Genomic DNA, 21497 nt, shown 5'->3' with positions numbered 1-21497 from the left:
TAAATCGCAAGCCGATTGACTACTGAATTATTGACCCGGAAAGTTAAATGAAATTGTGCCTAATTGCTTGTCTTTTGAAGCGTCCGTATTAAAACGAGCTTGCTCCGAGTAATCTAAAGCTGCTTCAATTAAGCATTCATTAGATGTTGTGGAGGCCGTTTTATTGTATGAGTTTTTAACTACTTTTCCGAGATTATTCACCTCAATATTTATTACCACTTTTCCAGATCCGTAGCATGTGTACACGGGGTTTGGAAGATCAATATCTTTCCGGTTTATTAATTGGTAACTTATAGTTGTATTTCTGTTTCCACCTTTTACAACCGCTTCTCCTTTTTTATCACTGTCGCTGTTGGAGAACTTCTTTTTTTTCTCCTTTTCGGGTTTCGTAATAACCGAATTTCCTGTGCCGTTATCGCTGTTAGAGTGCGCTATAGCCTCGTTCATCTCCTGTAGCTTGCCTTCTGTAGTTTCTGTAATTTCTTGATTTTGGTTATCGAAGGTAGAAATAAATTTTTCCGCAGAGTTGTATGCACGATTAGTTTCAATTTTTACTTTTTCGGGTGTAAGTTCAGCAATAGCGAGATCTTCGGGAAGTAATTCATCGGGCGCCATAACCACATCGTAACTTTCTTCATTGCTTTCTTGCTGCTCGCCAGAAAGTTTCATGCTGTAAAGAAATAGCACTAAACATCCTGAAAGTAAGGATGTAATTAGAAAAGCTCTATATGAATAGTTGAAATTCATTAATGCAAGTACCGAAATTTTGCGCAAAAATCCACAAAACTCCTGAAAATTAAGGTAGTATTAATGATATTTTAACTTGGTAGTGAATTTTCAAAGGCTTCAATTCCTACTGCATTTTCCACAGAAAATTCGCCAATTCTTGTTCGGCGCAGGGCAGAAAGATGTGCGCCATTATTTAAGGCTTTCCCAAAATCGTTTGCCAATGAGCGAATGTAAGTGCCTTTGCTGCAAACTACTCTAAAATGTACGATTGGAAGATCGATTCTCGTTATTTCAAATTCTGAAATAGTAACCGTTCTAAACGGAATTTTAACTTCTTCACCGCTTCGGGCATATTCATATAAACGAATTCCGTCTTTTTTCAAAGCTGAAAAAACGGGTGGTTGTTGCTGTATTTCGCCAGTAAATTGTTTAGTAGATTCCAGTATTTGTTCTGAAGTAATTTCTGAAATATCAAAAGATTGGTCAATTTCAGTTTCCAAATCGTAGCTTGGCGTAGTAGCGCCCAAGGTAAACGTTCCGGTATATTCCTTTTCTTGCGCTTGAAAAGTGTCAATTTTCTTAGTCAATTTTCCGCTGCAGATAATTAAAAGACCTGTTGCTAAAGGATCGAGCGTACCCGCATGACCGACTTTTATTTTTTTTATGTCGAAGGCTTTTCTAATCAGCCAACGAACCTTATTAACCGCTTGGAATGATGTCCATTCTAAAGGTTTATCTATTAAAATTACTTGGCCTTCTTTGTAGTCTTCTCCGGTCATTATATATAAAAGCTAACTGTTATTGCAATAATACCAACAATTAAACAGTATATAGCGAAGTAGCGAAGTTTACTTTTTTTAACTAGAGAAATCATCCAAGTACAGGCAATTATTCCACATATAAATGCAGCTATAAAGCCTACGCTCATTACGCCGAGATGTGTATTATGGGTAGAAATATCACCGCTTAAAATATCCTTAGCAATTTTTCCGAGTATTAACGGAACAACCATTAAAAACGAAAAACGAGCAGCTTTAGATTTATCATTTCCTAAAAGCACAGAAGTGGAAATTGTTGCTCCACTTCTAGAAATACCAGGCAACATTGCGATGGCTTGAGAAACGCCTATAATAAGTGAATCTTTCATCGTTACTGGCTTTCCAGTATTTTTTGAACGATCTGCCAGCCATAGTAAAATGGCTGTTACAATAAGCATCGCGCCAACAAAAGCTATATTACCACCAAAAAACGATTCTAATTCTTTTTCAAAAAACAATCCAATAAATACTGCTGGCAGCATTGAAATTATAATTTTTACTGCAAATTGAGTTTCTTCATTCCACTTAAATTTAAGTAGCCCTCCCACAATCTCAATTATATCTTTTCTGAAAACCACAATTGTACTTAAAGCAGTTGCAAAATGCAGTATTACTGTAAAAAGTAAACTTTCTTCTGGGACAGAAGTATCTCCTAAAATTGCTTTTCCTAATTCAAGGTGACCGCTGGATGAAACGGGTAAAAATTCGGTAAATCCTTGAATAATTCCAAGGATAATGGCGTCAAGATAATCCACTAATTTTCTTTTTTACGATCTGGTTTTAATAAAATGGCGTACACTTCAATAGCAAACCCTAAAAGTACCATGGCAGGCGCTAAACGAATCCGGCGCCAGTTGTAAATTTCAGGATTAAAAACGTTTGGGTCATCGCTTCCACCACCCGTCATTAGTATAAAACCAAATGCTATAAACGCCAAGCCAATAAGCATGAATTTGTAGTTTTTTCTTTCAAAAACAAAGGCAGGTTTATAATCTTCTTTTCGTTTTTTCTCTCCCATTATTGAAGTTTTTGTTAGTTTATAATTTGTTCCAATTCCCGCTTAACGGTTAGAGGGACTAATAATACAAATCGTCTGTGCGTAAATTTAAAAATCGTTGTGTAGCTATAAAAGTGCTTATCCAAGTTATTAAAACGCCCATTAAAAATATGAATATAAAAAGCACAGCTAATAGCACTGGGTCACTCAACAATTGTAATTGCGGGAAACTTAGGTTAAGGTAGTAAAGCACTAAGCCCATCCCCAACATCGCCACGATTGCGCCAATAATGCCCAAGCGAACGCTATTCCAAACAAAGGGTTTGCGAATAAATTTTTTGGTCGCGCCCACCATTTGCATCGTTTTTATGGTAAAACGTTTTGCATAAATACTCAATCGAATGCTACTATTAATAAGCAATACAGCAATAAAAGTAAATATTCCGCTAATTACTAAAACCCAAAAACTAATGCGTTTTACATTTTCGGTAAGCTGTGCAATTAAGGGTTTGTCGTAGATTACATCGTCTACAAAACCTTTACTTTTTAGCTCGTTTGTTATTTCCTCCATTTTTTCTGGGGTAACATAATCTGCCAGAATGTAAACGTCTATGCTATTTTGCAGCGGGTTTTCACCTAAATATTCTATAAAATTTTCACCTAAAGTTTCTTGGTGTTCCTTGGCTGCTTCTTCTTTTGAAACGAAGCTAGCAGACTTTGTATATTCGGCTAAAGCGAGGCTTTGTTTTAGTTGTGTTATTTCAACTTCTTTTGCGCCGTCCTTCAAAAAGACGGTTATCGCTATTTGTTCCTTAAAATAATCGGCTACTTTTTTCGAATTTAAAACCAGTAGTCCGAGCAATCCTAGCAGAAAGAGCACTAAAGAAATACTAATAACAACTGAAAAATAGGAAGAAATTAATCTGCGTTTTTGATATTTTTCAAAAGAAGAACTCATAGGGTTAGCGGAATTTTGGCGTAAAAATACAAGTAATTTTGCATCTTGCACTAAACAACGTTTAAAGTTTTAACTTTCGTACAATAGGCGTAAATTTGCGCTTTTCAAGAAAAGTTAGCAATGAGCAAATATCACTTCAACGAAATAGAAGCAAAGTGGCAGAAACACTGGGCTAAAAACCAAACTTTTAAAGCATCCTCCCCCGATTCCTCCAACGGCGGGGAGAACCTAAAGCCAAAATATTATGTTTTGGATATGTTTCCCTATCCTTCCGGTGCAGGTTTGCACGTAGGGCATCCGCTCGGTTATATCGCCAGCGATGTGTATTCAAGGTTTAAGCGCCATCAAGGTTTCAATGTTTTGCACCCCATGGGTTATGACTCTTTCGGACTTCCGGCGGAACAATATGCAATTCAAACTGGGCAACATCCAGCCGAAACTACAAAGGTAAATATTGAAGGTGGCGTTGATAAAAACGGAAATGAAATTGACGGATACCGCAAACAATTAGATAGAATTGGGTTTTCATTCGATTGGAGTCGCGAGGTGCGCACTTCAAATCCCGAATATTACAAATGGACACAGTGGATTTTCCTCCAACTTTTTGATAGTTGGTACGATAAAGATTTAGACAAAGCACGCTCCGTTGAAGAATTGCGAGTTATTTTTTCTTCGGAAGGAAATATACACGTGAATGCCGCTTGTGATGAAGGAATAGCACATTTTACAGCTTCAGAATGGCTTGGTTTTTCAGAAATGGAAAAGCAGGAAATTCTTTTAAAATATAGATTAACCTATTTAGCCGAAACCGAGGTAAACTGGTGTCCGCAATTAGGTACCGTTTTGGCAAATGACGAAATAGTAAACGGCGTTTCCGAACGTGGCGGCTATCCCGTTATCCGCAAAAAAATGAAGCAGTGGAGTATGCGTATCACCGCTTACGCCCAACGCTTGCTTGACGGACTCGATAAAATAGACTGGCCGCAACCGTTGAAAGATTCGCAAACTAATTGGATTGGCAGAAGCAAAGGAGCGACCGTAACTTTTAAAGTTAAGAATATCCCTTCAAGCGCAGTCGAGAAGTCTTATTCTATTGACGTTTTCACAACCCGTCCCGACACAATCTACGGCGTAAGTTTTATGACTTTAGCGCCTGAACACGATTTGGTTTCAAAAATTACAACTGCTGAACAAAAAGAAGCTGTTGAAAATTATATTGAAGCAACCGCAAAACGCAGCGAACGCGAACGAATGGCAGATGTAAAAACCATTACGGGTGTTTTCACAGGAGCATATGCAGAGCATCCATTTTCGGGTGAAGCTATTCCAATTTGGATTGGCGATTACGTTTTGGCGGGTTATGGCACAGGAGCTGTAATGAGTGTTCCTTGTGGCGATCAGCGTGATTATGATTTTGCAAAACATTTCAATTTACCGATTCCGAATATATTTAAAGATGCAGATATTTCTTCGGAAGCATACTCCGATAAGGAAAATACAATCATCACCAACAGCGATTTCTTAAACGATTTAAATTATAAGCAAGCTACAGACAAAATTGTCGCGGCTTTAGAAGAAAAAGGCATTGGCAAAGGCAAAATAAACTACCGTTTGCGCGATGCTGTTTTTAGTCGCCAGCGGTATTGGGGCGAGCCTTTCCCAATTTATTATAAAGACGGTATGCCGCACGCAATCCCAACAGAAAGTTTGCCGTTACACCTTCCCGACGTAGAAAAATATTTACCAACCGAAGAAGGTGAACCGCCTTTGGGCCGCGCCGATAATTGGAGTTGGGACGAAAAAAACAAAAAAATTGTTTCCAATGAAAATGTCTCCGCGAGCGCAGTCGAGGGGTCTTCTAATGAAAACGGAATATATCCTTTGGAATTAAACACTATGCCGGGCTGGGCGGGAAGTAGTTGGTACTTTTTCCGATATATGGAAAGCGAAAAGCGCGACGAGGTTTTTGCCTCAAAAGAAGCGATGGACTATTGGCAAAACGTGGATTTATACATTGGCGGAAGCGAGCACGCAACGGGCCATTTATTATACAGCCGTTTTTGGGTGAAATTTATGCACGACCGGGGCTTGGTTCCAGTAGAAGAACCATTTAAAAAGCTGATTAACCAAGGGATGATTTTGGGGGAGAGTGCTTTTGTCAGAAAACTTAATTACAATGATTCTGAAGTTCCTCCAATTTTCATCTCCAATAAAAAGTTTTTAAAAGAAAGTAAAGCCAAGGAAGAAGAGAAAAGCATCGTGGACTATGAGTTTCAGTTTTCAAAATTATTTGATAAATATTTAGGTGAAAACAGAAAAATTCAAGTAACGATGGGGACTTTGGATTTACATACTGATGTGGCTTTTGTAAACACTCACAACGAATTAGATATCGAAGCCTTCAAAAACTGGCGAGAGGAATATAAAAACGCAGAATTTATTACTGAAGAAGATGGAACTTTCAAAGTTTCACGCGAAGTTGAAAAAATGTCCAAAAGCAAATACAACGTAGTAAACCCCGATGATATTTGCAGTCAATACGGCGCTGATACTTTAAGATTGTACGAAATGTTTCTCGGTCCGCTTGAGCAAGCAAAACCGTGGAGCACGTCTGGAATTTCTGGCGTGCACGGTTTCCTAAAAAAACTTTGGAAATTATACCATTCGGGTGAAAACGAAAGTTTTAATGTTTCAGGCGAAGCTGCTTCTAAAGACAGTTTAAAAACGCTTCACAAAGCCATTAAAAAAACGCAGGACGACATTGAGAATTTCAGTTTCAATACTTCGGTTTCATCATTTATGATTGCGGTGAACGAGCTTACTGCGCAAAAATGTAATTCGCGCGAAGTTTTGGAACCGTTGGCAATTCTTATTTCGCCTTATGCGCCGCACATTGCAGAAGAGCTTTGGGAAAAATTGGAGCATTCGGAAAGTATTTCCACAGCGCCTTTCCCCAAGTTTGAACAGCAATATTTGGTAGAAAGCAGTAAAGAATATCCAATATCTTTCAACGGGAAAATGCGTTTTACACTGGAACTTCCGTTAGATCTTTCAAAAGAAGAAATTGAATCTGCCGTAATGGCACACGAGAAAACTGCCCAGTATTTAGAGGGAAGAACGCCGAAAAAGGTAATAATCGTGCCCGGAAAAATTGTGAATATTGTAGGTTAATTCCCGCGCAGACGGGAATCCCAATGATTTGAAAAAACAAATTATCTTTAAATTTTTGCAAAACTTATTTCAGAATAGATATTTTTTGCACAATATTTGCTAGTTTTAAAATAGAAAATTATTAACTAAAAAAAGGAGATGCCCGCCGTCGCGAGCATAGAAAAAAATGTTTGGATACTATATAATTGCAGGAATTTTCTTTTTGGTAAGCTGGTACGTAAGCCGCAAGCTAAAAAGCAAGTTTAAAGAATATTCGCAAGTTCACCTTCAAAATGGAATGAGCGGAAAGGAAATTGCTGAAAAAATGCTCGCTGACAATGGAATTACAGATGTAAAAGTAATTTCGGTTGCTGGTCAATTAACAGATCATTACAACCCAGCAGATAAAACAGTAAACTTAAGCGAAGGTGTATATATGCAACGTAACGCGGCAGCCGCAGCAGTTGCAGCCCACGAATGCGGTCACGCAATTCAGCACGCCAAGGCTTACAGTTGGTTAACAATGCGCTCGGCTATTGTTCCTGCGGTAGGAATTGCCAGTAAATTATCAAACTTTGTGATTATGGCGGGATTGATAATGACGACGATGAATATTATGGGTGCATTGGGAAATACTATCTTTTTTATAGGAATTATACTTTTTGCTGCAACCACTGTTTTTGCATTTGTTACTTTACCCGTGGAATACGACGCTAGTAATCGCGCATTAGCTTGGTTGGAAAGCAGTAAAATGGTTACTCCACAGGAACACGATGGAGCAAAAGATGCGTTAAAATGGGCTGCTCGAACTTACGTAGTTGCAGCGCTTGGATCGTTAGCTACTTTATTATATTTCATCTCTATTTTTATGGGAAGAAGATAAAAGGATTTAAAATTTATAAAATAGAAAACCCGCGAATTCGCGGGTTTTTACATATATAATTTCTTTGGAATTATTTTTAGCCGAGGTGTAGATTCTCTGGATTATATCCCAAATATGGAACTTCTTCCTCTGTAAAAAAGACGCCGTTTTCTTCGAGTTCTTTTAAGATTGGTCCATAAACCTCTTTAGCAATTGGTCGTTGAACTCCTGGCGTTTTTATTTCACCATTTAGAATTTTAATGGCGGCTATTGCAACGGGTAGTCCTACTGTTTTCGCCATTGCAGTGTGCGTTTGATCTTCACCAATTAAAGCCATTTGGCTATCAATTTGATATTTTTTCCCATCTAATTCATAACCGAATTTGTGGTACATAACGATCATATCTTTATCCTCTGGCGCTAATGTCCATTTTTCCTCCAATATTTTTTGAAGTGCCATCGCTGGTGTAGCATTCTTGATGCCAATGGTTTTTTCTTTGCTGAAAATCTCTAGTTCCTCAAGTTTATCCCACATTAAATCATCTTGATCGATTTTTAGCGCATAGCGAAGTTTAAGCTCCACAGAATCTGTTGGAGAATAAGCCAAAAATAAATTCACGAATTCGCGATACGTAAGGTTTTCAGAATCTGGAATTGTGTAGGTATCATCGGTCATTCCCAGTTGTACAAACATATTCCAAGCCTTGCTAAATCCAACTCTTCTAATAGTTCCGCGGTATAGGGTTAGAATGCTTTCTAGTCCGTAAACAGATTGGTATTCAAGAGAATTTCTATTTGCTAAAACCTCAAATTTTCCGTAGCCTTCAATATTAATGAATTCTGTTCTTCGGAATAATCTGTGATATGGTATGTATTTAAATTTTCCTTCTTGAATAAATTCTGCAGCGCCACCTTGGCCTGCTAAAACTACATTTCGAGGGTTCCACGTAAACTTATAGTTCCATAAGTTGTCATCGCTTTCGGGAGCTATTAAGCCACCTGTAAAAGATTCAAAAAGAAGCATTTTCCCGCCTTTTGAACGAATTCTGTCAATCACTTGCATAGCACTCATGTGGTCCACTCCTGGATCGAGGCCTATTTCGTTCATAAAAACCAAACCTTTAGATTCGGCTTTAGGATTTAGCGATTGCATTTCTTTACTTACGTATGAAGCGGTAACCATATGCTTTCCAAATTCAATACATTCTCTGGCCACTTCAATATGATAGCGTGCTGGCAGCATTGAAATTACTAAATCGCTATTTTGAACTGCTTCTCTTCTTTGCGCTTCATTAAAAACGTCGAGCATTATTCCGCGAGCATTTTGATGTTCGGCAGTGAACTTTTGCGCAGACTGAATAGAGATATCACCAATTGTAATAAAAAGGTCTTCTTTTTCACTTTTGTCTAGCAAATAACGAATTAAACTTGCGGCCGATCTTCCTGCGCCTATAATTAATATGTTTCTCATTGGAGAGTTTTTTTTAACTTTGGAAATAGATTTTGTAAGGGACGAAATTACTAATTCCAAATTTCAAAAATGACGGTTTTCGATAAAAATATAGTGATGACGGCTTGTTTTCTATCAGCTATTACTATTGCAATTGGTGCTTTTGGAGCACACAGTTTAAAGAATATGGTAGACGCCACGGCGTTAGTTACTTTTGAAACTGGAGTGCGCTATCAAATGTACCACTGCTTAGCTCTTTTAGCTTTAGGATTGGTGCCATCAATTCCAATAAAAACAAAGAAAACGGTATTTTGGCTCTTTATTATCGGGATTCTTTTTTTCTCAGGATCTATTTATTTGCTTGCGCTAAACGAAATCTTACCATTTAATGCTGCAAAAATTGGTTTTATAACTCCAATAGGTGGATTACTGTTTATAATTGGCTGGTTTAGGTTTGGCTATTCAATGGTTTCTTTAAAGAAGCGATAAATTTTTTTTATTTTTCCTCAATCTCTAGAAGATTTGCTACTTTTGCAGTCTACAAAATCTAAAAAAGGTATGGTCGATAAAAACCAAGCTACGAAATCGATTTCGGTTGAAAAATACGGAATCAAAAATGCAAAAGTTAAATATCAACTTTCTTCACAAGAGCTACACAACGAAACATTGCAAAAAGGACAAGGCACAGAAGCCGCTAGCGGTGCCTTGGCAGTAAACACGGGAGAATTTACCGGAAGGTCTCCAAAAGATAGGTTTATTGTAAAAGACGATGTTACCCGCGAAAGAGTGTGGTGGGGGAATGTGAATATTCCATTTCCACCAGATATGTTTGATAAGCTTTATGATAAGGTTGTTGACTATCTTTCTGAGAAAGAAGTATACGTTCGCGATAGTTATGCTTGTGCTGATGACGATTACAAATTAAACATTCGCGCAATTAATGAAACACCGTGGTGTAATCTTTTTGCACACAATATGTTTCTTCGTCCTAAGGAAGAAGAATTAGCGTCTTTTGACGCAGAATGGCTAATAGTAAATGCTCCCGGATTTACAGCAGATCCAGAAGTTGATGGAACAAGACAACACAACTTTGCTATCTTGAACTTTACCAGAAAAATTGCTTTAATTGGTGGTACAGGTTACACAGGAGAAATTAAAAAAGGAATTTTCTCTGCACTTAATTTTATACTTCCGGTTTATAAAAATACGATGCCAATGCACTGCTCGGCAAACGTAGGCGATGATGGAGAAACAGCTATTTTCTTTGGACTTTCTGGAACTGGAAAAACAACACTTTCTGCAGATCCAGGTCGCAAACTAATTGGTGATGACGAACACGGATGGACGGCAGATAACAAAATTTTCAATTTTGAAGGTGGATGTTATGCTAAGGTAATAAATCTTTCAGCAGAAAATGAGCCCGATATCTACAATGCAATAAAACCAGGCGCGCTTCTAGAAAATGTAATAATGGATGAAAATGGCGAAGTTGATTTTGCCGACACTTCAATTACACAAAATACACGTGTAAGCTATCCTATTTATCATATTAAGAATATTCAAGTGCCTTCTATAGGCGAAAACCCGAAGAACATCTTCTTTTTAACTGCAGATGCTTTTGGTGTTTTGCCTCCTATTTCAAAACTTACTCCGGGGCAGGCTGCGTATCACTTTATAAGTGGTTACACTGCGAAGGTTGCAGGAACGGAAGAAGGAATAAACGAACCTACTCCAAACTTTTCAGCTTGTTTTGGCGCACCATTTATGCTGCTCCACCCAACTGAATATGCCGAAATGTTGAGCAAGAAGATGAAAGATTCTGGTGTAAATGTTTGGCTAATAAACACAGGATGGACAGGTGGTCCTTACGGCATAGGTAGTAGAATGAAACTTAAATACACTCGTGCAATGATTGCCGCTGCATTGGAAGGTAAACTGAAAGATGTTGAATTTGAAAATCATCCAATTTTTAACCTAATGATGCCAAAATCTTGCCCGAACGTTCCTTCGGATATATTAAACCCAAAGGAAACTTGGAAGAATAAAAAGGCGTATGATATTCAGGCTAAGGAATTGGCAAACTCTTTTAAAGAGAATTTTGCCAAGTATGAATCTTACGCAAATGAAGAAATTCTTTCCGGAGCTCCTGCTTCAGAATAATTGCAGAAATAGTATAAAACAAAAAAGGCTTGCCACGATGGCAAGCCTTTTTTTATTGCAATTAATTGAGTTTATTTTTTGTGGTTAACCTCTCTAATGTACTTTTCTAAAGCCATTGTCATAGAAGGTGTTTCTGGAGTTGGCGCTTGTATATCTACACGCAAACCTTGATCTGTAGCAGCTTTTACCGTAGTGTTTCCGAATACTGCAATACGGGTATCTTTTTGTTCAAAATCTGGGAAGTTTTCAAAAAGTGATTGAATACCGCTTGGACTGAAAAACACCAAAATATCATAATACACATTGCGTAAGTCTGAAAGATCGCTTACTACTGTTTTGTAGAATGTAGCTTCTTTCCAATCTACTTTTAACTCGTTTAATACAGCTGGAACATCTGGCTTAAGTTTGTCGGAAGTTGGAAGTAGAAATTTTTCGTTTTTATATTTTTTAATGATTGGCGCAAGTTCAGGAAATGTTCTTTTACCTACATAGATTTTCCTTTTTCTATAAACCACGTATTTTTGAAGATAGTAAGCCACGGCTTCACTTAAACAAAAATATTTCATCGTGTCTGGCACTTTAAAACGCAGCTCTTCTGCAATTCTGAAATAATGATCCACAGAGTTTCTGCTAGTAAGAATAACGGCTGTGTATTTTGCAAGATCAACCTTCTGGGCTCTTACCTCTTTGCCTGGAACGCCCTCAACGTGAATAAAGGGACGGAAATCTATTTTTACCTTTTGTTTTTCAATTAAATCGAAATAAGGGGAGTTTTCAATTTTAGGCTCGGGTTGAGAAACCAGTATAGTTTTCACTTTCATAGATAGACCAGATTTTTTTAAATATTATGCTTAAACAAAGCTCTTGTAAAGGATAATATAAGGTGAAATTTCAAGTGCGCAAAGATACAAAATAAAATAGAAGAAATTGCGGAATATCAATTTTCCATTTTTCTTATAGCTGTAAAGCAGTGCAATAGCGTTAAGTAGCATAGCGAACCCACCAAATAGAAGCATTCCCATTGGTGTGGGCGGATATATATAAAGGAAAAAGAGGTTACCTGCAAAAAATAATATGCCTAAAAAATTGCGATAACTTAATTTTTGATAGAGATAATTATTGATAACAATATCCATTGAAAAAATATTAGCCACAATTTTCTCGAGCGAAAATTTAATTAAGACAAACATGCTGTAAGCGGTACAAATTTGAATAAACAGCCATTCATTTTGCGCTACTTTAATTGGATTGAATACTTGGAAAAGTAAAAATATAAAGATAGAAACACAGATTATCTGGGCTACAAAGAGAATCATATTGAAGGGATGATTCAATTCATCATTTTTGCCGTGTACAAAAAAGTACTGGTTGGTTAACGGCAACAACGAAAATTCGTGGAATCTTTTGGGGTAATAATACTTGGCGAGTGCGTAAAGAACAAAGCATCCAAGCAGCAAATATGTAGCCCAATCGTTAGATTCTATAAGTCTTTGGCTAAAATCCACTTTTAATATTTTTGGTAAAGGTACAGTAAAATATAATTGCTTTTTGAGGCATGAATTAGATTTTACTTCACATTTATTTATTCAAAAAAGGGTACATTTGCGCTAAAATAGCAGTATGTCCAAGGCGGTAGTGGTGGTGCCAACTTATAATGAAATTGAAAACATAGAACGGTTACTGCGAAATGTTTTTTCATTACAGCGTGAGTTTCACATTTTAGTTGTGGACGACAACTCACCAGATGGTACTGCAAATCTTGTAGAAAACAGTTTCGAAACCTACCCTAATAAACTCTTTTTGCTGAAAAGAGCTGAGAAAAATGGTTTGGGAAGCGCCTATATAGCTGGTTTTAAATGGGCATTACAGAAAGATTACGACTATATTTTTGAAATGGATGCCGATTTTTCTCACAACCCAAATGACCTTATTAGGTTGTTTAATGCTTGCCACAAAGACGGTCATGATTTAGCCGTTGGCTCGCGCTACGTTACAGGAGTAAACGTTGTAAACTGGCCAATGAGCAGGGTGTTGTTATCGTGGCTTGCTTCAAAATATGTGCAGTTTGTAATGGGGATGAATATTTACGATACAACGGCAGGATTTATTTGCTACAGAAGAGCTGTTTTGGAGAGAATAAACCTAGACAATATTCGTTTTGTGGGCTACGCTTTTCAGATTGAGATGAAATTTAAGGCTTACATCAGCAAATTCAAAATTAAAGAAGTACCTGTAATCTTTACAGATCGTACCAAGGGGGAGTCTAAAATGAGTTCGGGCATTATTTCCGAAGCCATTTTTGGAGTGATTGCAATGAAATTTAAAAGTGTATTTAATAGAAAAAGATTTAATGAAAAATCGTTTCATTAAAATAATAATGTTGCGTAGAATATTGAATAATAATGTTCTAAATGTCCTATAAAAAAGAAGATAAAATACAGATGAAAGCAGTTTTAATTAAGAACGCAAACATAGTAAACGAGGGAAGGATAATAAAAGGAGACGTTCTAGTTCAAGACGGCCGTATTGCAGAAATTTCTGAAACCATCAGCATGAAATCTGCTGAAACGAAAGTGATAGATGCCGACGGAAGCTATTTATTACCGGGAATGATAGACGATCAAGTTCATTTTCGCGAACCAGGATTAACACACAAAGGCACTATTGAAACTGAATCTAAAGCAGCGGTAGCGGGCGGAATAACTTCTTTCATCGAAATGCCGAACACCGTTCCACAAGCTACAACTATTGAGCTTTTGGAAGAAAAATTTGATATTGCATCCAAAACTTCTTGGGCCAACTATTCTTTTATGTTTGGTGGTACCAATGATAATTTAGATGAAATATTAAAAGTAGATCCACAGAAAGTGGCGGGTTTGAAATTGTTTTTAGGCTCATCTACAGGAAATATGCTAGTAGACGATCCAAAGACTTTGGAAGAAATTTTCAGCAAAACCAAATTGCTTATTTCGGCTCATTGTGAAGATGAAGGCACAATTAAAAAGAATTTAGCGAAATATGAAGCTGAGTTTGGCGAAGACATCGCAATTGCACTTCACCCAAAAATACGCAGTGAAGAAGCTTGTTATATTTCCTCTTCAAAAGCGGTAAAGCTTGCAGAAAAAACGGGGGCACGTCTTCATGTATTTCATGTTTCTACAGAAAAGGAAACGCATCTTTTCAGCAATAAAAAGCCACTTGCCGAAAAGAAAATAACCGCCGAGGTTTGCATTCATCATTTATGGTTTTCAGAAGAAGACTACAAAGCAAAAGGCACAAAAATAAAGTGGAATCCCGCAGTTAAAACGCAAAAAGACAGAGACGGATTGTTAAAAGCACTGCTCGATGACCGTATTGATGTTATTGCTACAGATCACGCGCCGCATACTTTAGAAGAGAAAAACAATAAATATTTAAGCGCACCTTCGGGTGGGCCAATGGTGCAACACGCCTTGGTAGCGCTTTTAGAAATGTATCATAAAGGTAAAATTTCTTTGGAAAAAATTGTTGAGAAATTTGCTCACAATCCTGCTATTCTTTTTCAAATAAAGGATCGTGGCTACATTAGAAAAGGATATAAAGCAGATTTAGTTTTAGTAGATCTTAACTCGCCTTGGACGGTAAAAAAAGAGAATCTACTTTATAAATGTGAATGGTCGCCGTTTGACGGAACCATCTTTAAATCGCGCATAACTCACACCCTTGTTAACGGAGTTGTAGTTTATGAAAACTTTAAATTCCCAAACAAAAGTATTCCTGAAAGACTAACCTTTAACAGATGATGAAATATTGCCTTTTTGTTTTTGTATGTATTTTAAGCTTTTCTGGTTGCCAAAATGTGGAGCAACCTAAAAAGCCAGACAATCTTATTTCAAAAGACAAAATGGTCGATATCTTAACGGAGACATATATGGCAAACGCTGCCAGAAGTGTGAGCAATCAAATTATTATAGAAAAAGGGGTGATACTGGATTCTTTGATTTATAAGAATTTTGGTGTGGATAGTCTGCAATTTGCAAATAGCAATGATTACTATGCGGCTAATGTAAATAGCTATATAGAAATTTTTCAAATTGTAGAAGCAAGACTTACTGCAATGCAGCAAAAAATGGACAGTATTCGCGAAATAGAGAGAGATTTAAAAGACTCGATTGGCAAGCAAGAAATTGAAGAAAAAACAAATATAGCACCTCTAAAAGACAGCTTAATTTAGAGGGTTTCAGCTTTCTTCGGATACTCGTTTTAGTGTTTCTTCTGTTGGTGTAAATTGAAAATTAAGATCTTCTATTATTTTGGAAGCATCATAATGCGAAGTTTCAAACATTGAGTTAACAGTAGTTTTTACAATTCTTCTTTCTGTATTGAAAAGCTTATTCGAAAGCCAATCTATTCCTATTAAAAAATACATCAAACCTTTCGGAAGTTTTTTCGTTGGAGGTTTTTTACCAGCAAGTATCGCTAGTTTTGAAAGTAGTTGTTTGAATGAAATGTTTTCTCCAACCAATACGTAATTTTGGTTCGTGACATCAGAATCCATCAGTGTTTTCATTGCTTTCACCACGTCTTGAACATCAACAATACCCATTGCTCCAGGGGGATAAAATGGTATACCCCGTCTGCCCAACTTAATAATTACATTGCTTCCACCGCCATTGGGTGATGTGCCCAAAATAACGCCAGGATTTACAATTACAGCATTAAGGCCTTCTTGTGTACCGCGCCAAACTTGCATTTCGGCAGCGTATTTTGTAAGTGCGTAAACGTTGTTTTTTTCGTAAGGATTCCAAGGAGTTTTCTCGTTAATTGACTGGTGGTTTGCATTTCCTCCTAAAGTGGCAATCGAACTTACGTAACAGAGTTTTTCAATGTTGTTGGAGAGGCAAAGATTTATAATGTTTGCTGTGCCTTCCTCATTAATCTTTTTTAAAAGTGAATATTTTGAAGGGTCAAAATTTATAATAGCTGCGCAGTGATAAACATTTGTAATGTTTTTAAAAGCTTCGGAAAGAGCTGGAATGTCTGTCACATTTGCTTCGACCCATTCAATTTTTTTGAAGAGAGAATCTACATCATCGGTGTAAAGTGCAAACACTTTTTTTACAGATTGTATATCGCTGCTTTTTCTATGAATAGCGCGCACTGCGGTATTTTCTTTCAACAGAAAATACAAAAGGTGCGAACCCACTAAGCCTGTGCTGCCAGTTACTAAAATCATACTGCGAAAATACTGAAATTGAAATCGAAACCGAACTAGAATTCAAAATGAAACTTGTATTCTATTGAAACTTGAATTTTAAAATTTCAACCTTGAATCTTTAAAGGAGAACCTTATCTTTGCATCCTCATAGTCCGAAGCCTTGATGGCAGCGGAAAAATAAAGCAAAAAAATGGCACTTAAAAATTTCGTTGAAGAATTACAATGGCGAGGCATGGTACATGATGTAATGCCCGAAACTGAAGCACACCTTTTGGAAACAATGCGTTCTGCTTATGTAGGTTTTGACCCTACCGCAGACTCATTACACATTGGCAACTTGGTGCCGATAATGCTATTGTCTTTCTATCAGCGCTCCGGACATAGGCCAGTTGCTTTGGTGGGTGGAGCTACGGGAATGATTGGCGATCCTTCTGGAAAAAGTGCCGAGCGTAATCTGCTTAATGAAACAGCCTTACGCCACAATCAGGAATGTGTTAAAAACCAGCTTTCTCAATTTTTAGATTTTTCTTCGGGAGCCGAGAACCAAGCCGTACTTGTAAATAATTACGACTGGATGAAGGAGTTTTCATTTCTAGATTTCATCAGAAATGTGGGCAAACACATTACCGTAAACTATATGATGGCGAAAGATTCTGTAAAAACCAGATTGAGCGGTGAAAGCTCAGATGGACTTTCATTTACAGAGTTTACATACCAACTAATACAAGGGTATGATTTTGTGCACCTTTATAGAAATTTAGATTGCACCCTACAAATGGGCGGAAGCGATCAATGGGGAAATATTACTACTGGTACCGAATTAATTAGAAGAATAGACGGTGGTAAAGGCTACGCGCTAACATGCCCATTGATTACAAAAAGTGATGGAACCAAGTTTGGTAAGAGCGAGGGGGGAAATGTATGGTTGGATGCCAACAAAACTTCACCTTACAAATTCTACCAATACTGGTTAAACAGTAGCGATGATGATGCCGAAAAATATATCAAGATCTTCACTTTTCTCGATAAAGAAACAATAGATAGTTTAATTATAGCGCACAAAGAAGCGCCACATATGCGTTTGCTTCAAAAGCGATTAGCGCAAGAGGTTACAACTACTGTGCACAGTGCCGAAGAATTTGAGAAAGCTGTTAAAGCATCTGAAATTTTATTTGGAAACTCTACTTCCGAAGATTTAAAAACGCTAGATGAAAAAACTTTTCTTGATGTTTTTGATGGCGTTCCACAAGCCGAAATTTCAAAAGAGGAAATAAAAGACGGCATTGAGATTATTACTGCTTTAGCGGGAAAAACAGGATTTTTAAAATCTAATGGAGAGGCGCGACGTGCCTTGAAGGAAAATTCAATTTCGGTAAATAAAGAAAAGATTTCTGAAGATTTTAATATTACAGAAAGTGATTTAATCAACGGGCAATTCGTGTTATTGCAACGTGGTAAGAAGAACTATTTTATTATAAAAGCGGTATAATTATGTATCTTTAGGTTGAAATTATTTGCGATATGGAAACGACAGAGCTAAGAAAAAAGGTGATTGCTTATATAAATGAAGCAGATGACGATACTTTGCGAATTGTGAATGCAGTTTTTGAGCGTTATGAATATACAAACCAATATGAACTTCCTGAAATTGCTGAAAAATTAATTCTACAAGCCATGGAGGAGAGTGAACAAGGCATTGTAAGACCTCATAACGAGGTGATGGACCGTTTAAAAAGCAATGAAATCTCTAAATAGATGGACGTTTTTTGGACAAAAACTTCTGAAATCACGTACGCCGAAGAGATAGATTTTATTCTAAAAAAGTGGAATAAAAAACAAGCGTTAGATTTTAGAGATTTAGTGTTCGATTATATCTCAACACTGCAATCTGGAGTGCTTATTGGCAGACCTTATAAAGTGAAAAATGTGTGTGTTTCTGTTATATCTAAACAAACAACTTTAGTTTATAAAGTTTTTGAAAATGAACGTAGAATAGATTTGTTACTATTTTGGAACAACAAAAGAGATCCACGAGAATTTGAAAAATTCCTCAAAGAATAAAATAAAAAAAATCCCCGGCAAAGTTTGCACGGGGATTTCTCAATTAACTAACCAACCAAATTATGAAAAGTAATCATCTTCTCACGGTTATTTGGTCGGTACATTTGCATTATACTTACACTGTATTTCAGTAGTTTATGTTAAATATTTCCCTAAAAAACCATTAGGTTACAGCCTCTAATATCGCTGCTATCAAAGCGTCCTATAATCTCAAACGAACCGTCTTCAGAAGTTTTTCCCAGATCCTGTGTAGCAATAAAAGAACAGGAATAGAGGTTTGCTAAATCTATTACATTTATTCCGCCAGTCTTTCTAAAAGTATAGGTTAACGCATCTTCGGTGTCGCGCGTTAAAACTTTCATCCAAGGCGGGCAATTAAAAATTCCATCGCCTACAGAATATGCTTGCGAAAGCAGTTCGGTCATTCCGTACTCACTGTGAATTTTACTTACTCCAAAACCGTTAGCTAAAATCTCGTGCAGTTCTTCTTTTATCATTTCTTTTCGGCGACCTTTCATTCCGCCGGTTTCCATCACGATTGTGTTTTTTAGCTGAAAATTTCTTTTTTCAATCAAATCTAATAAAGCATAGGAAACACCAATTAGGAGGGTTTTTAGATTGCTGTTTTCTAAGACGTTCAGCTTTTCAATCAGCTCGTCCATTTCATATAAATAGAAGCCGCTGTGTGGGTTTTTGCTTGTTTCAATTAGGTTTTCCACCATATATATTAATGAGGAGCCATCGCGTTCCAAATAGGAGGGCAACAGTGCTAAAATCGCAAAGTTTTCGGGTTTGCCATATTGTAGCTGAAATGCTTTTTGAAAACTAGTTTCGTAAAGTTTTAAATTTGAAACAAAATGTTGACTCGTAATACTTCCGGTCGTGCCGCTACTTGTAAATATGGTTTCTTCAGTTAATTCGTAAGCCATTATTTTATGGCTTTTGAAAAACTGAATAGGCAGAAAAGGAATTTGTTCTGTAGATTTTACTTCTGAAACATTTGTTTTCAGAAGATCACAGAAATCGCGATATACATCAACATTTTCATATTGAAAACGAAAGACTTCAAGGGCAAGACGCTCAAAATCTTCCGAGGTTTTAATATTGAAAATTTCTTTTTCAAGCATTTTTAACAAGCTGCAAATTTTTCTTCAAAAATAGTTAAATAAAAAAAGCTCCTGTCGAAACAGAAGCTTTTAAAGTGTTTTTTCGGTGAATTACTTTACAACCAATTTATTGGTGACGGAACTATTGCCTTGCTCTATTTTCAGAATATAAACACCACTGTTCAATCTTGAAATATCTAATCTATCACCAATAAGCCTGGTTTTTATAACTTGTTCGCCCAATATATTAAAAATTGAAATGTTTTTTGGTCCGCTAACATTTGAGGTAATATTTACATAACCTCTTGTTGCGGGATTGGGATATAAAGCAAACTTTGTTGTAGTTTGTTCCGTCACACCAATTGCACCAACGTACATAATATTGTCAAACCAAAAAGATTCGCCCCCTGCATTGTTTCTGCCTTCAATTACAAGTTGCACAATACTCGAGGGCACAGGTACCACAACATTTTGCCATTCTAACTGATATTCGCCAGTGCCAGTATCAAAAGGCACTAAATCGTCAAGGTCTGTTCCTGTGGAGTTGAATATATCGGTTTCAGTACTATTGGTAATATCTTTAACATAGATGCGCAATCTGTCTGAACCAGATTCATTAACGGTTCCATCACCTTCGTAATTACCATTTGCAGGATTAGTATTTATGGATATTAAAAAATCTACTGAAATACCGGGCAAAGAAATGCCTGTTAAATCTATCTGATCGAATTCAAGAATATAGTTTCCATCAATGTCGCTCATTCTATACCCCTTTGCTCCATTTGTAAAATTTACAGATGAAGAAGGTGATTTGTCTGTTACCCCTACATCGTCACCATCGGTGAGCCCAACATTTGGAGTGTCATAGGGAGCGTAAGAAGCATTAAAACCTAATTCTGCGCCAACACTTGTGTAGTCCACAAAAGGTTGCCCAGCATTATTGATTAAATCGTGTGCTACATTCGGATCGCCAGTATCCGTATATTTCCCTGAAAGTGCGTCTGGCTCCTCAAAACTGGTTCCGGCAATTTGAGCAAAAGCTACGGTACCTACTAAAAGAGCCACAAATAAAGTAGTTTTCTTCATCGGATTAAGTTATAAGTTGTTATACAAATATAATTAATTATTTTTTTGTAAAATACTGATAATGAGTGAAATTGAATTTCGATAAAGGAAAATTCACCTGCTTTAGTGTCAAAATATTGAACATGTTATGTAAAGGTTATCTAATGGTTAACAATAAGCGTGCTAAACATATGCTCACGTTAAATAATGCTATCTTTGAAACGTTAAAAAAAGAAATGTTACTTCGTAAATAGCCATAAATAATGAAGAAAAAAGATATTACAATTTTGTTGGTAGACGACGAACCGGACATTCTTGAGATAGTGAGATACAATCTAACTTCTGAAGGTTATACTGTTGAAATAGCAGAGAACGGATTAGAGGCCATTGAGCAAGCAAAAAAAGTAAAGCCACAACTAATTATCATGGATGTGATGATGCCAGAAATGGACGGTATGGAAGCTTGCGAAAAAATAAGAAGCATCCCTGAACTCTCTGAAACTGTAATTACTTTTCTAACTGCAAGAGGCGAAGATTATTCTCAGATGGCAGGATTTGAAGCCGGTGCCGATGATTATATTACCAAACCAATTAAACCAAAAGTTCTTGTAAGCAAAGTAAAATCATTGTTGCGAAGATTTAAGGAAGAGGAAGAAGACGAAAAAATTAAACTGGGCAATCTTACCATTAACCGTGAGGAATATAAAATTATTCTGGGTAAAGAGGAAATGGTGCTCCCCAGAAAAGAGTTTGAATTATTGGCGCTTCTTGCCTCTAAACCAGGAAAAGTTTTTAAACGCGAAGATATTCTAGACAGCATTTGGGGCAATGATGTAATCGTTGGCGGACGCACAATAGACGTACACATTCGGAAGCTGCGCGAAAAAATTGGCGACGATAAATTTAAAACCGTGAAAGGGGTTGGCTATAAGTTTGTAGTTTAG

The 21497-nt window shown here is 36.9% G+C and carries 22 protein-coding genes; 11 read left to right on the top strand and 11 right to left on the bottom strand.

Annotation, left to right across the window (positions count from 1 at the left end; translation table 11 throughout):
* Positions 1–27: 27 nt before the first annotated feature.
* From AC3RVF_RS12260 to AC3RVF_RS12240, 5 genes are all read right to left on the bottom strand, one after another.
* On the bottom strand, positions 28–747 hold the full coding sequence (locus AC3RVF_RS12260; protein WP_489693469.1) for a hypothetical protein: 720 nt from the start codon (positions 745–747) through the stop codon (positions 28–30).
* Between the two features lie 71 nt (positions 748–818).
* Positions 819–1508 (bottom strand): tRNA pseudouridine(55) synthase TruB, encoded by a 690-nt coding sequence (gene truB, locus AC3RVF_RS12255; RefSeq protein ID WP_489692295.1) that lies wholly within the window; start codon positions 1506–1508, stop codon positions 819–821.
* Positions 1508–2302, bottom strand: coding sequence for an undecaprenyl-diphosphate phosphatase (locus AC3RVF_RS12250; protein ID WP_489692294.1), 795 nt, complete (start codon positions 2300–2302; stop codon positions 1508–1510). The genes truB and AC3RVF_RS12250 overlap by 1 nt, the downstream gene beginning before the upstream one ends.
* Positions 2302–2565 carry a DUF3098 domain-containing protein gene (locus AC3RVF_RS12245; protein WP_489692293.1) on the bottom strand — a complete coding sequence of 88 codons (264 nt, stop codon included), beginning with the start codon at positions 2563–2565 and terminating at the stop codon, positions 2302–2304. Before AC3RVF_RS12245 ends, AC3RVF_RS12250 begins: the two co-directional genes overlap by 1 nt.
* A gap of 58 nt (positions 2566–2623) precedes the next feature.
* The gene (locus AC3RVF_RS12240; RefSeq protein ID WP_489692292.1) at positions 2624–3502 is read right to left on the bottom strand and encodes a cell division protein FtsX; all 879 of its coding nucleotides are present in this window, start codon (positions 3500–3502) and stop codon (positions 2624–2626) included.
* Positions 3503–3622: 120 nt separating this feature from the next.
* Here AC3RVF_RS12240 and AC3RVF_RS12235 point away from each other — a divergent pair, with 120 nt between their 5' ends.
* Positions 3623–6673, top strand: a complete 3051-nt coding sequence (locus tag AC3RVF_RS12235) for a leucine--tRNA ligase (protein WP_489693468.1) — start codon at positions 3623–3625, stop codon at positions 6671–6673.
* Positions 6674–6839: 166 nt separating this feature from the next.
* A complete protein-coding gene (locus AC3RVF_RS12230; protein WP_489692290.1) occupies positions 6840–7535 on the top strand; it encodes a zinc metallopeptidase in 696 nt (231 codons plus the stop codon).
* A gap of 76 nt (positions 7536–7611) precedes the next feature.
* On the opposite strand, the gene AC3RVF_RS12225 is transcribed toward AC3RVF_RS12230, so the two are convergent.
* Positions 7612–8985: a saccharopine dehydrogenase family protein gene (locus AC3RVF_RS12225; protein WP_489692289.1), complete on the bottom strand. Its 1374-nt coding sequence runs from the start codon at positions 8983–8985 to the stop codon at positions 7612–7614.
* Positions 8986–9054: 69 nt separating this feature from the next.
* Between AC3RVF_RS12225 and AC3RVF_RS12220 the strand changes: the two genes are divergently transcribed.
* Complete coding sequence (locus AC3RVF_RS12220; protein WP_489692288.1) at positions 9055–9453, top strand: DUF423 domain-containing protein; 399 nt, start codon at positions 9055–9057, stop codon at positions 9451–9453.
* A 69-nt stretch (positions 9454–9522) separates the two neighbouring features.
* The gene (gene pckA, locus AC3RVF_RS12215) at positions 9523–11124 is read left to right on the top strand and encodes a phosphoenolpyruvate carboxykinase (ATP) (RefSeq protein ID WP_489692287.1); all 1602 of its coding nucleotides are present in this window, start codon (positions 9523–9525) and stop codon (positions 11122–11124) included.
* A 71-nt stretch (positions 11125–11195) separates the two neighbouring features.
* Here pckA and AC3RVF_RS12210 read toward each other — a convergent pair whose 3' ends face one another.
* Complete coding sequence (locus AC3RVF_RS12210; RefSeq protein WP_489692286.1) at positions 11196–11945, bottom strand: uroporphyrinogen-III synthase; 750 nt, start codon at positions 11943–11945, stop codon at positions 11196–11198.
* A gap of 30 nt (positions 11946–11975) precedes the next feature.
* The gene (locus tag AC3RVF_RS12205) at positions 11976–12629 is read right to left on the bottom strand and encodes a DUF4271 domain-containing protein (RefSeq protein WP_489692285.1); all 654 of its coding nucleotides are present in this window, start codon (positions 12627–12629) and stop codon (positions 11976–11978) included.
* A 115-nt stretch (positions 12630–12744) separates the two neighbouring features.
* Between AC3RVF_RS12205 and AC3RVF_RS12200 the strand changes: the two genes are divergently transcribed.
* The 3 genes from AC3RVF_RS12200 (at position 12745) to AC3RVF_RS12190 (ending at position 15337) form a co-directional block, all read left to right on the top strand.
* Positions 12745–13494, top strand: a complete 750-nt coding sequence (locus AC3RVF_RS12200) for a polyprenol monophosphomannose synthase (protein ID WP_489692284.1) — start codon at positions 12745–12747, stop codon at positions 13492–13494.
* Between the two features lie 71 nt (positions 13495–13565).
* Positions 13566–14906, top strand: a complete 1341-nt coding sequence (locus AC3RVF_RS12195; RefSeq protein WP_489693508.1) for a dihydroorotase — start codon at positions 13566–13568, stop codon at positions 14904–14906.
* Positions 14903–15337, top strand: a complete 435-nt coding sequence (locus tag AC3RVF_RS12190) for a DUF4296 domain-containing protein (protein WP_489692283.1) — start codon at positions 14903–14905, stop codon at positions 15335–15337. Before AC3RVF_RS12195 ends, AC3RVF_RS12190 begins: the two co-directional genes overlap by 4 nt.
* 6 nt (positions 15338–15343) lie before the next feature.
* On the opposite strand, the gene AC3RVF_RS12185 is transcribed toward AC3RVF_RS12190, so the two are convergent.
* On the bottom strand, positions 15344–16339 hold the full coding sequence (locus AC3RVF_RS12185) for an NAD-dependent epimerase/dehydratase family protein (protein WP_489693467.1): 996 nt from the start codon (positions 16337–16339) through the stop codon (positions 15344–15346).
* A gap of 172 nt (positions 16340–16511) precedes the next feature.
* Here AC3RVF_RS12185 and tyrS point away from each other — a divergent pair, with 172 nt between their 5' ends.
* From tyrS to AC3RVF_RS12170, 3 genes are read left to right on the top strand one after another with little or no spacing between them, the layout of a single operon-like run.
* Positions 16512–17810, top strand: coding sequence for a tyrosine--tRNA ligase (gene tyrS / locus AC3RVF_RS12180; RefSeq protein ID WP_489692281.1), 1299 nt, complete (start codon positions 16512–16514; stop codon positions 17808–17810).
* 32 nt (positions 17811–17842) lie between these two features.
* Entirely contained in the window at positions 17843–18076 is a 234-nt protein-coding gene (locus AC3RVF_RS12175) for a hypothetical protein (RefSeq protein ID WP_489692280.1), read from the top strand.
* Positions 18077–18382 (top strand): type II toxin-antitoxin system RelE/ParE family toxin, encoded by a 306-nt coding sequence (locus tag AC3RVF_RS12170; protein WP_489692279.1) that lies wholly within the window; start codon positions 18077–18079, stop codon positions 18380–18382. It abuts the gene before it with no gap.
* A gap of 152 nt (positions 18383–18534) precedes the next feature.
* Here AC3RVF_RS12170 and AC3RVF_RS12165 read toward each other — a convergent pair whose 3' ends face one another.
* Both AC3RVF_RS12165 and AC3RVF_RS12160 read right to left on the bottom strand, forming a co-directional pair.
* Positions 18535–19509, bottom strand: coding sequence for a LuxE/PaaK family acyltransferase (locus tag AC3RVF_RS12165; RefSeq protein WP_489692278.1), 975 nt, complete (start codon positions 19507–19509; stop codon positions 18535–18537).
* 90 nt (positions 19510–19599) lie between these two features.
* On the bottom strand, positions 19600–20574 hold the full coding sequence (locus tag AC3RVF_RS12160) for a T9SS type A sorting domain-containing protein (RefSeq protein ID WP_489692277.1): 975 nt from the start codon (positions 20572–20574) through the stop codon (positions 19600–19602).
* Positions 20575–20816: 242 nt separating this feature from the next.
* Between AC3RVF_RS12160 and AC3RVF_RS12155 the strand changes: the two genes are divergently transcribed.
* Complete coding sequence (locus tag AC3RVF_RS12155) at positions 20817–21497, top strand: response regulator transcription factor (RefSeq protein ID WP_489692276.1); 681 nt, start codon at positions 20817–20819, stop codon at positions 21495–21497.

Source organism: Aequorivita sp. IT1183 (assembly GCF_058068265.1).
This window is presented reverse-complemented; position numbering and strand designations above follow the sequence as displayed.

Excerpts from the sequence above, each read along its gene's own strand:
- AC3RVF_RS12260 (WP_489693469.1), bottom strand. The coding sequence starts at position 747 with ATGAATTTCAACTATTCATATAGAGCTTTTCTAATTACATCCTTACTT.
- truB (WP_489692295.1), bottom strand. The coding sequence starts at position 1,508 with ATGACCGGAGAAGACTACAAAGAAGGCCAAGTAATTTTAATAGATAAA.
- AC3RVF_RS12245 (WP_489692293.1), bottom strand. The coding sequence starts at position 2,565 with ATGGGAGAGAAAAAACGAAAAGAAGATTATAAACCTGCCTTTGTTTTT.
- AC3RVF_RS12240 (WP_489692292.1), bottom strand. The coding sequence starts at position 3,502 with ATGAGTTCTTCTTTTGAAAAATATCAAAAACGCAGATTAATTTCTTCC.
- AC3RVF_RS12235 (WP_489693468.1), top strand. The coding sequence starts at position 3,623 with ATGAGCAAATATCACTTCAACGAAATAGAAGCAAAGTGGCAGAAACAC.
- AC3RVF_RS12230 (WP_489692290.1), top strand. The coding sequence starts at position 6,840 with ATGTTTGGATACTATATAATTGCAGGAATTTTCTTTTTGGTAAGCTGG.
- AC3RVF_RS12225 (WP_489692289.1), bottom strand. The coding sequence starts at position 8,985 with ATGAGAAACATATTAATTATAGGCGCAGGAAGATCGGCCGCAAGTTTA.
- AC3RVF_RS12220 (WP_489692288.1), top strand. The coding sequence starts at position 9,055 with ATGACGGTTTTCGATAAAAATATAGTGATGACGGCTTGTTTTCTATCA.
- pckA (WP_489692287.1), top strand. The coding sequence starts at position 9,523 with ATGGTCGATAAAAACCAAGCTACGAAATCGATTTCGGTTGAAAAATAC.
- AC3RVF_RS12210 (WP_489692286.1), bottom strand. The coding sequence starts at position 11,945 with ATGAAAGTGAAAACTATACTGGTTTCTCAACCCGAGCCTAAAATTGAA.
- AC3RVF_RS12200 (WP_489692284.1), top strand. The coding sequence starts at position 12,745 with ATGTCCAAGGCGGTAGTGGTGGTGCCAACTTATAATGAAATTGAAAAC.
- AC3RVF_RS12195 (WP_489693508.1), top strand. The coding sequence starts at position 13,566 with ATGAAAGCAGTTTTAATTAAGAACGCAAACATAGTAAACGAGGGAAGG.
- AC3RVF_RS12190 (WP_489692283.1), top strand. The coding sequence starts at position 14,903 with ATGATGAAATATTGCCTTTTTGTTTTTGTATGTATTTTAAGCTTTTCT.
- AC3RVF_RS12185 (WP_489693467.1), bottom strand. The coding sequence starts at position 16,339 with ATGATTTTAGTAACTGGCAGCACAGGCTTAGTGGGTTCGCACCTTTTG.
- tyrS (WP_489692281.1), top strand. The coding sequence starts at position 16,512 with ATGGCACTTAAAAATTTCGTTGAAGAATTACAATGGCGAGGCATGGTA.
- AC3RVF_RS12175 (WP_489692280.1), top strand. The coding sequence starts at position 17,843 with ATGGAAACGACAGAGCTAAGAAAAAAGGTGATTGCTTATATAAATGAA.
- AC3RVF_RS12170 (WP_489692279.1), top strand. The coding sequence starts at position 18,077 with ATGGACGTTTTTTGGACAAAAACTTCTGAAATCACGTACGCCGAAGAG.
- AC3RVF_RS12165 (WP_489692278.1), bottom strand. The coding sequence starts at position 19,509 with ATGCTTGAAAAAGAAATTTTCAATATTAAAACCTCGGAAGATTTTGAG.
- AC3RVF_RS12160 (WP_489692277.1), bottom strand. The coding sequence starts at position 20,574 with ATGAAGAAAACTACTTTATTTGTGGCTCTTTTAGTAGGTACCGTAGCT.
- AC3RVF_RS12155 (WP_489692276.1), top strand. The coding sequence starts at position 20,817 with ATGAAGAAAAAAGATATTACAATTTTGTTGGTAGACGACGAACCGGAC.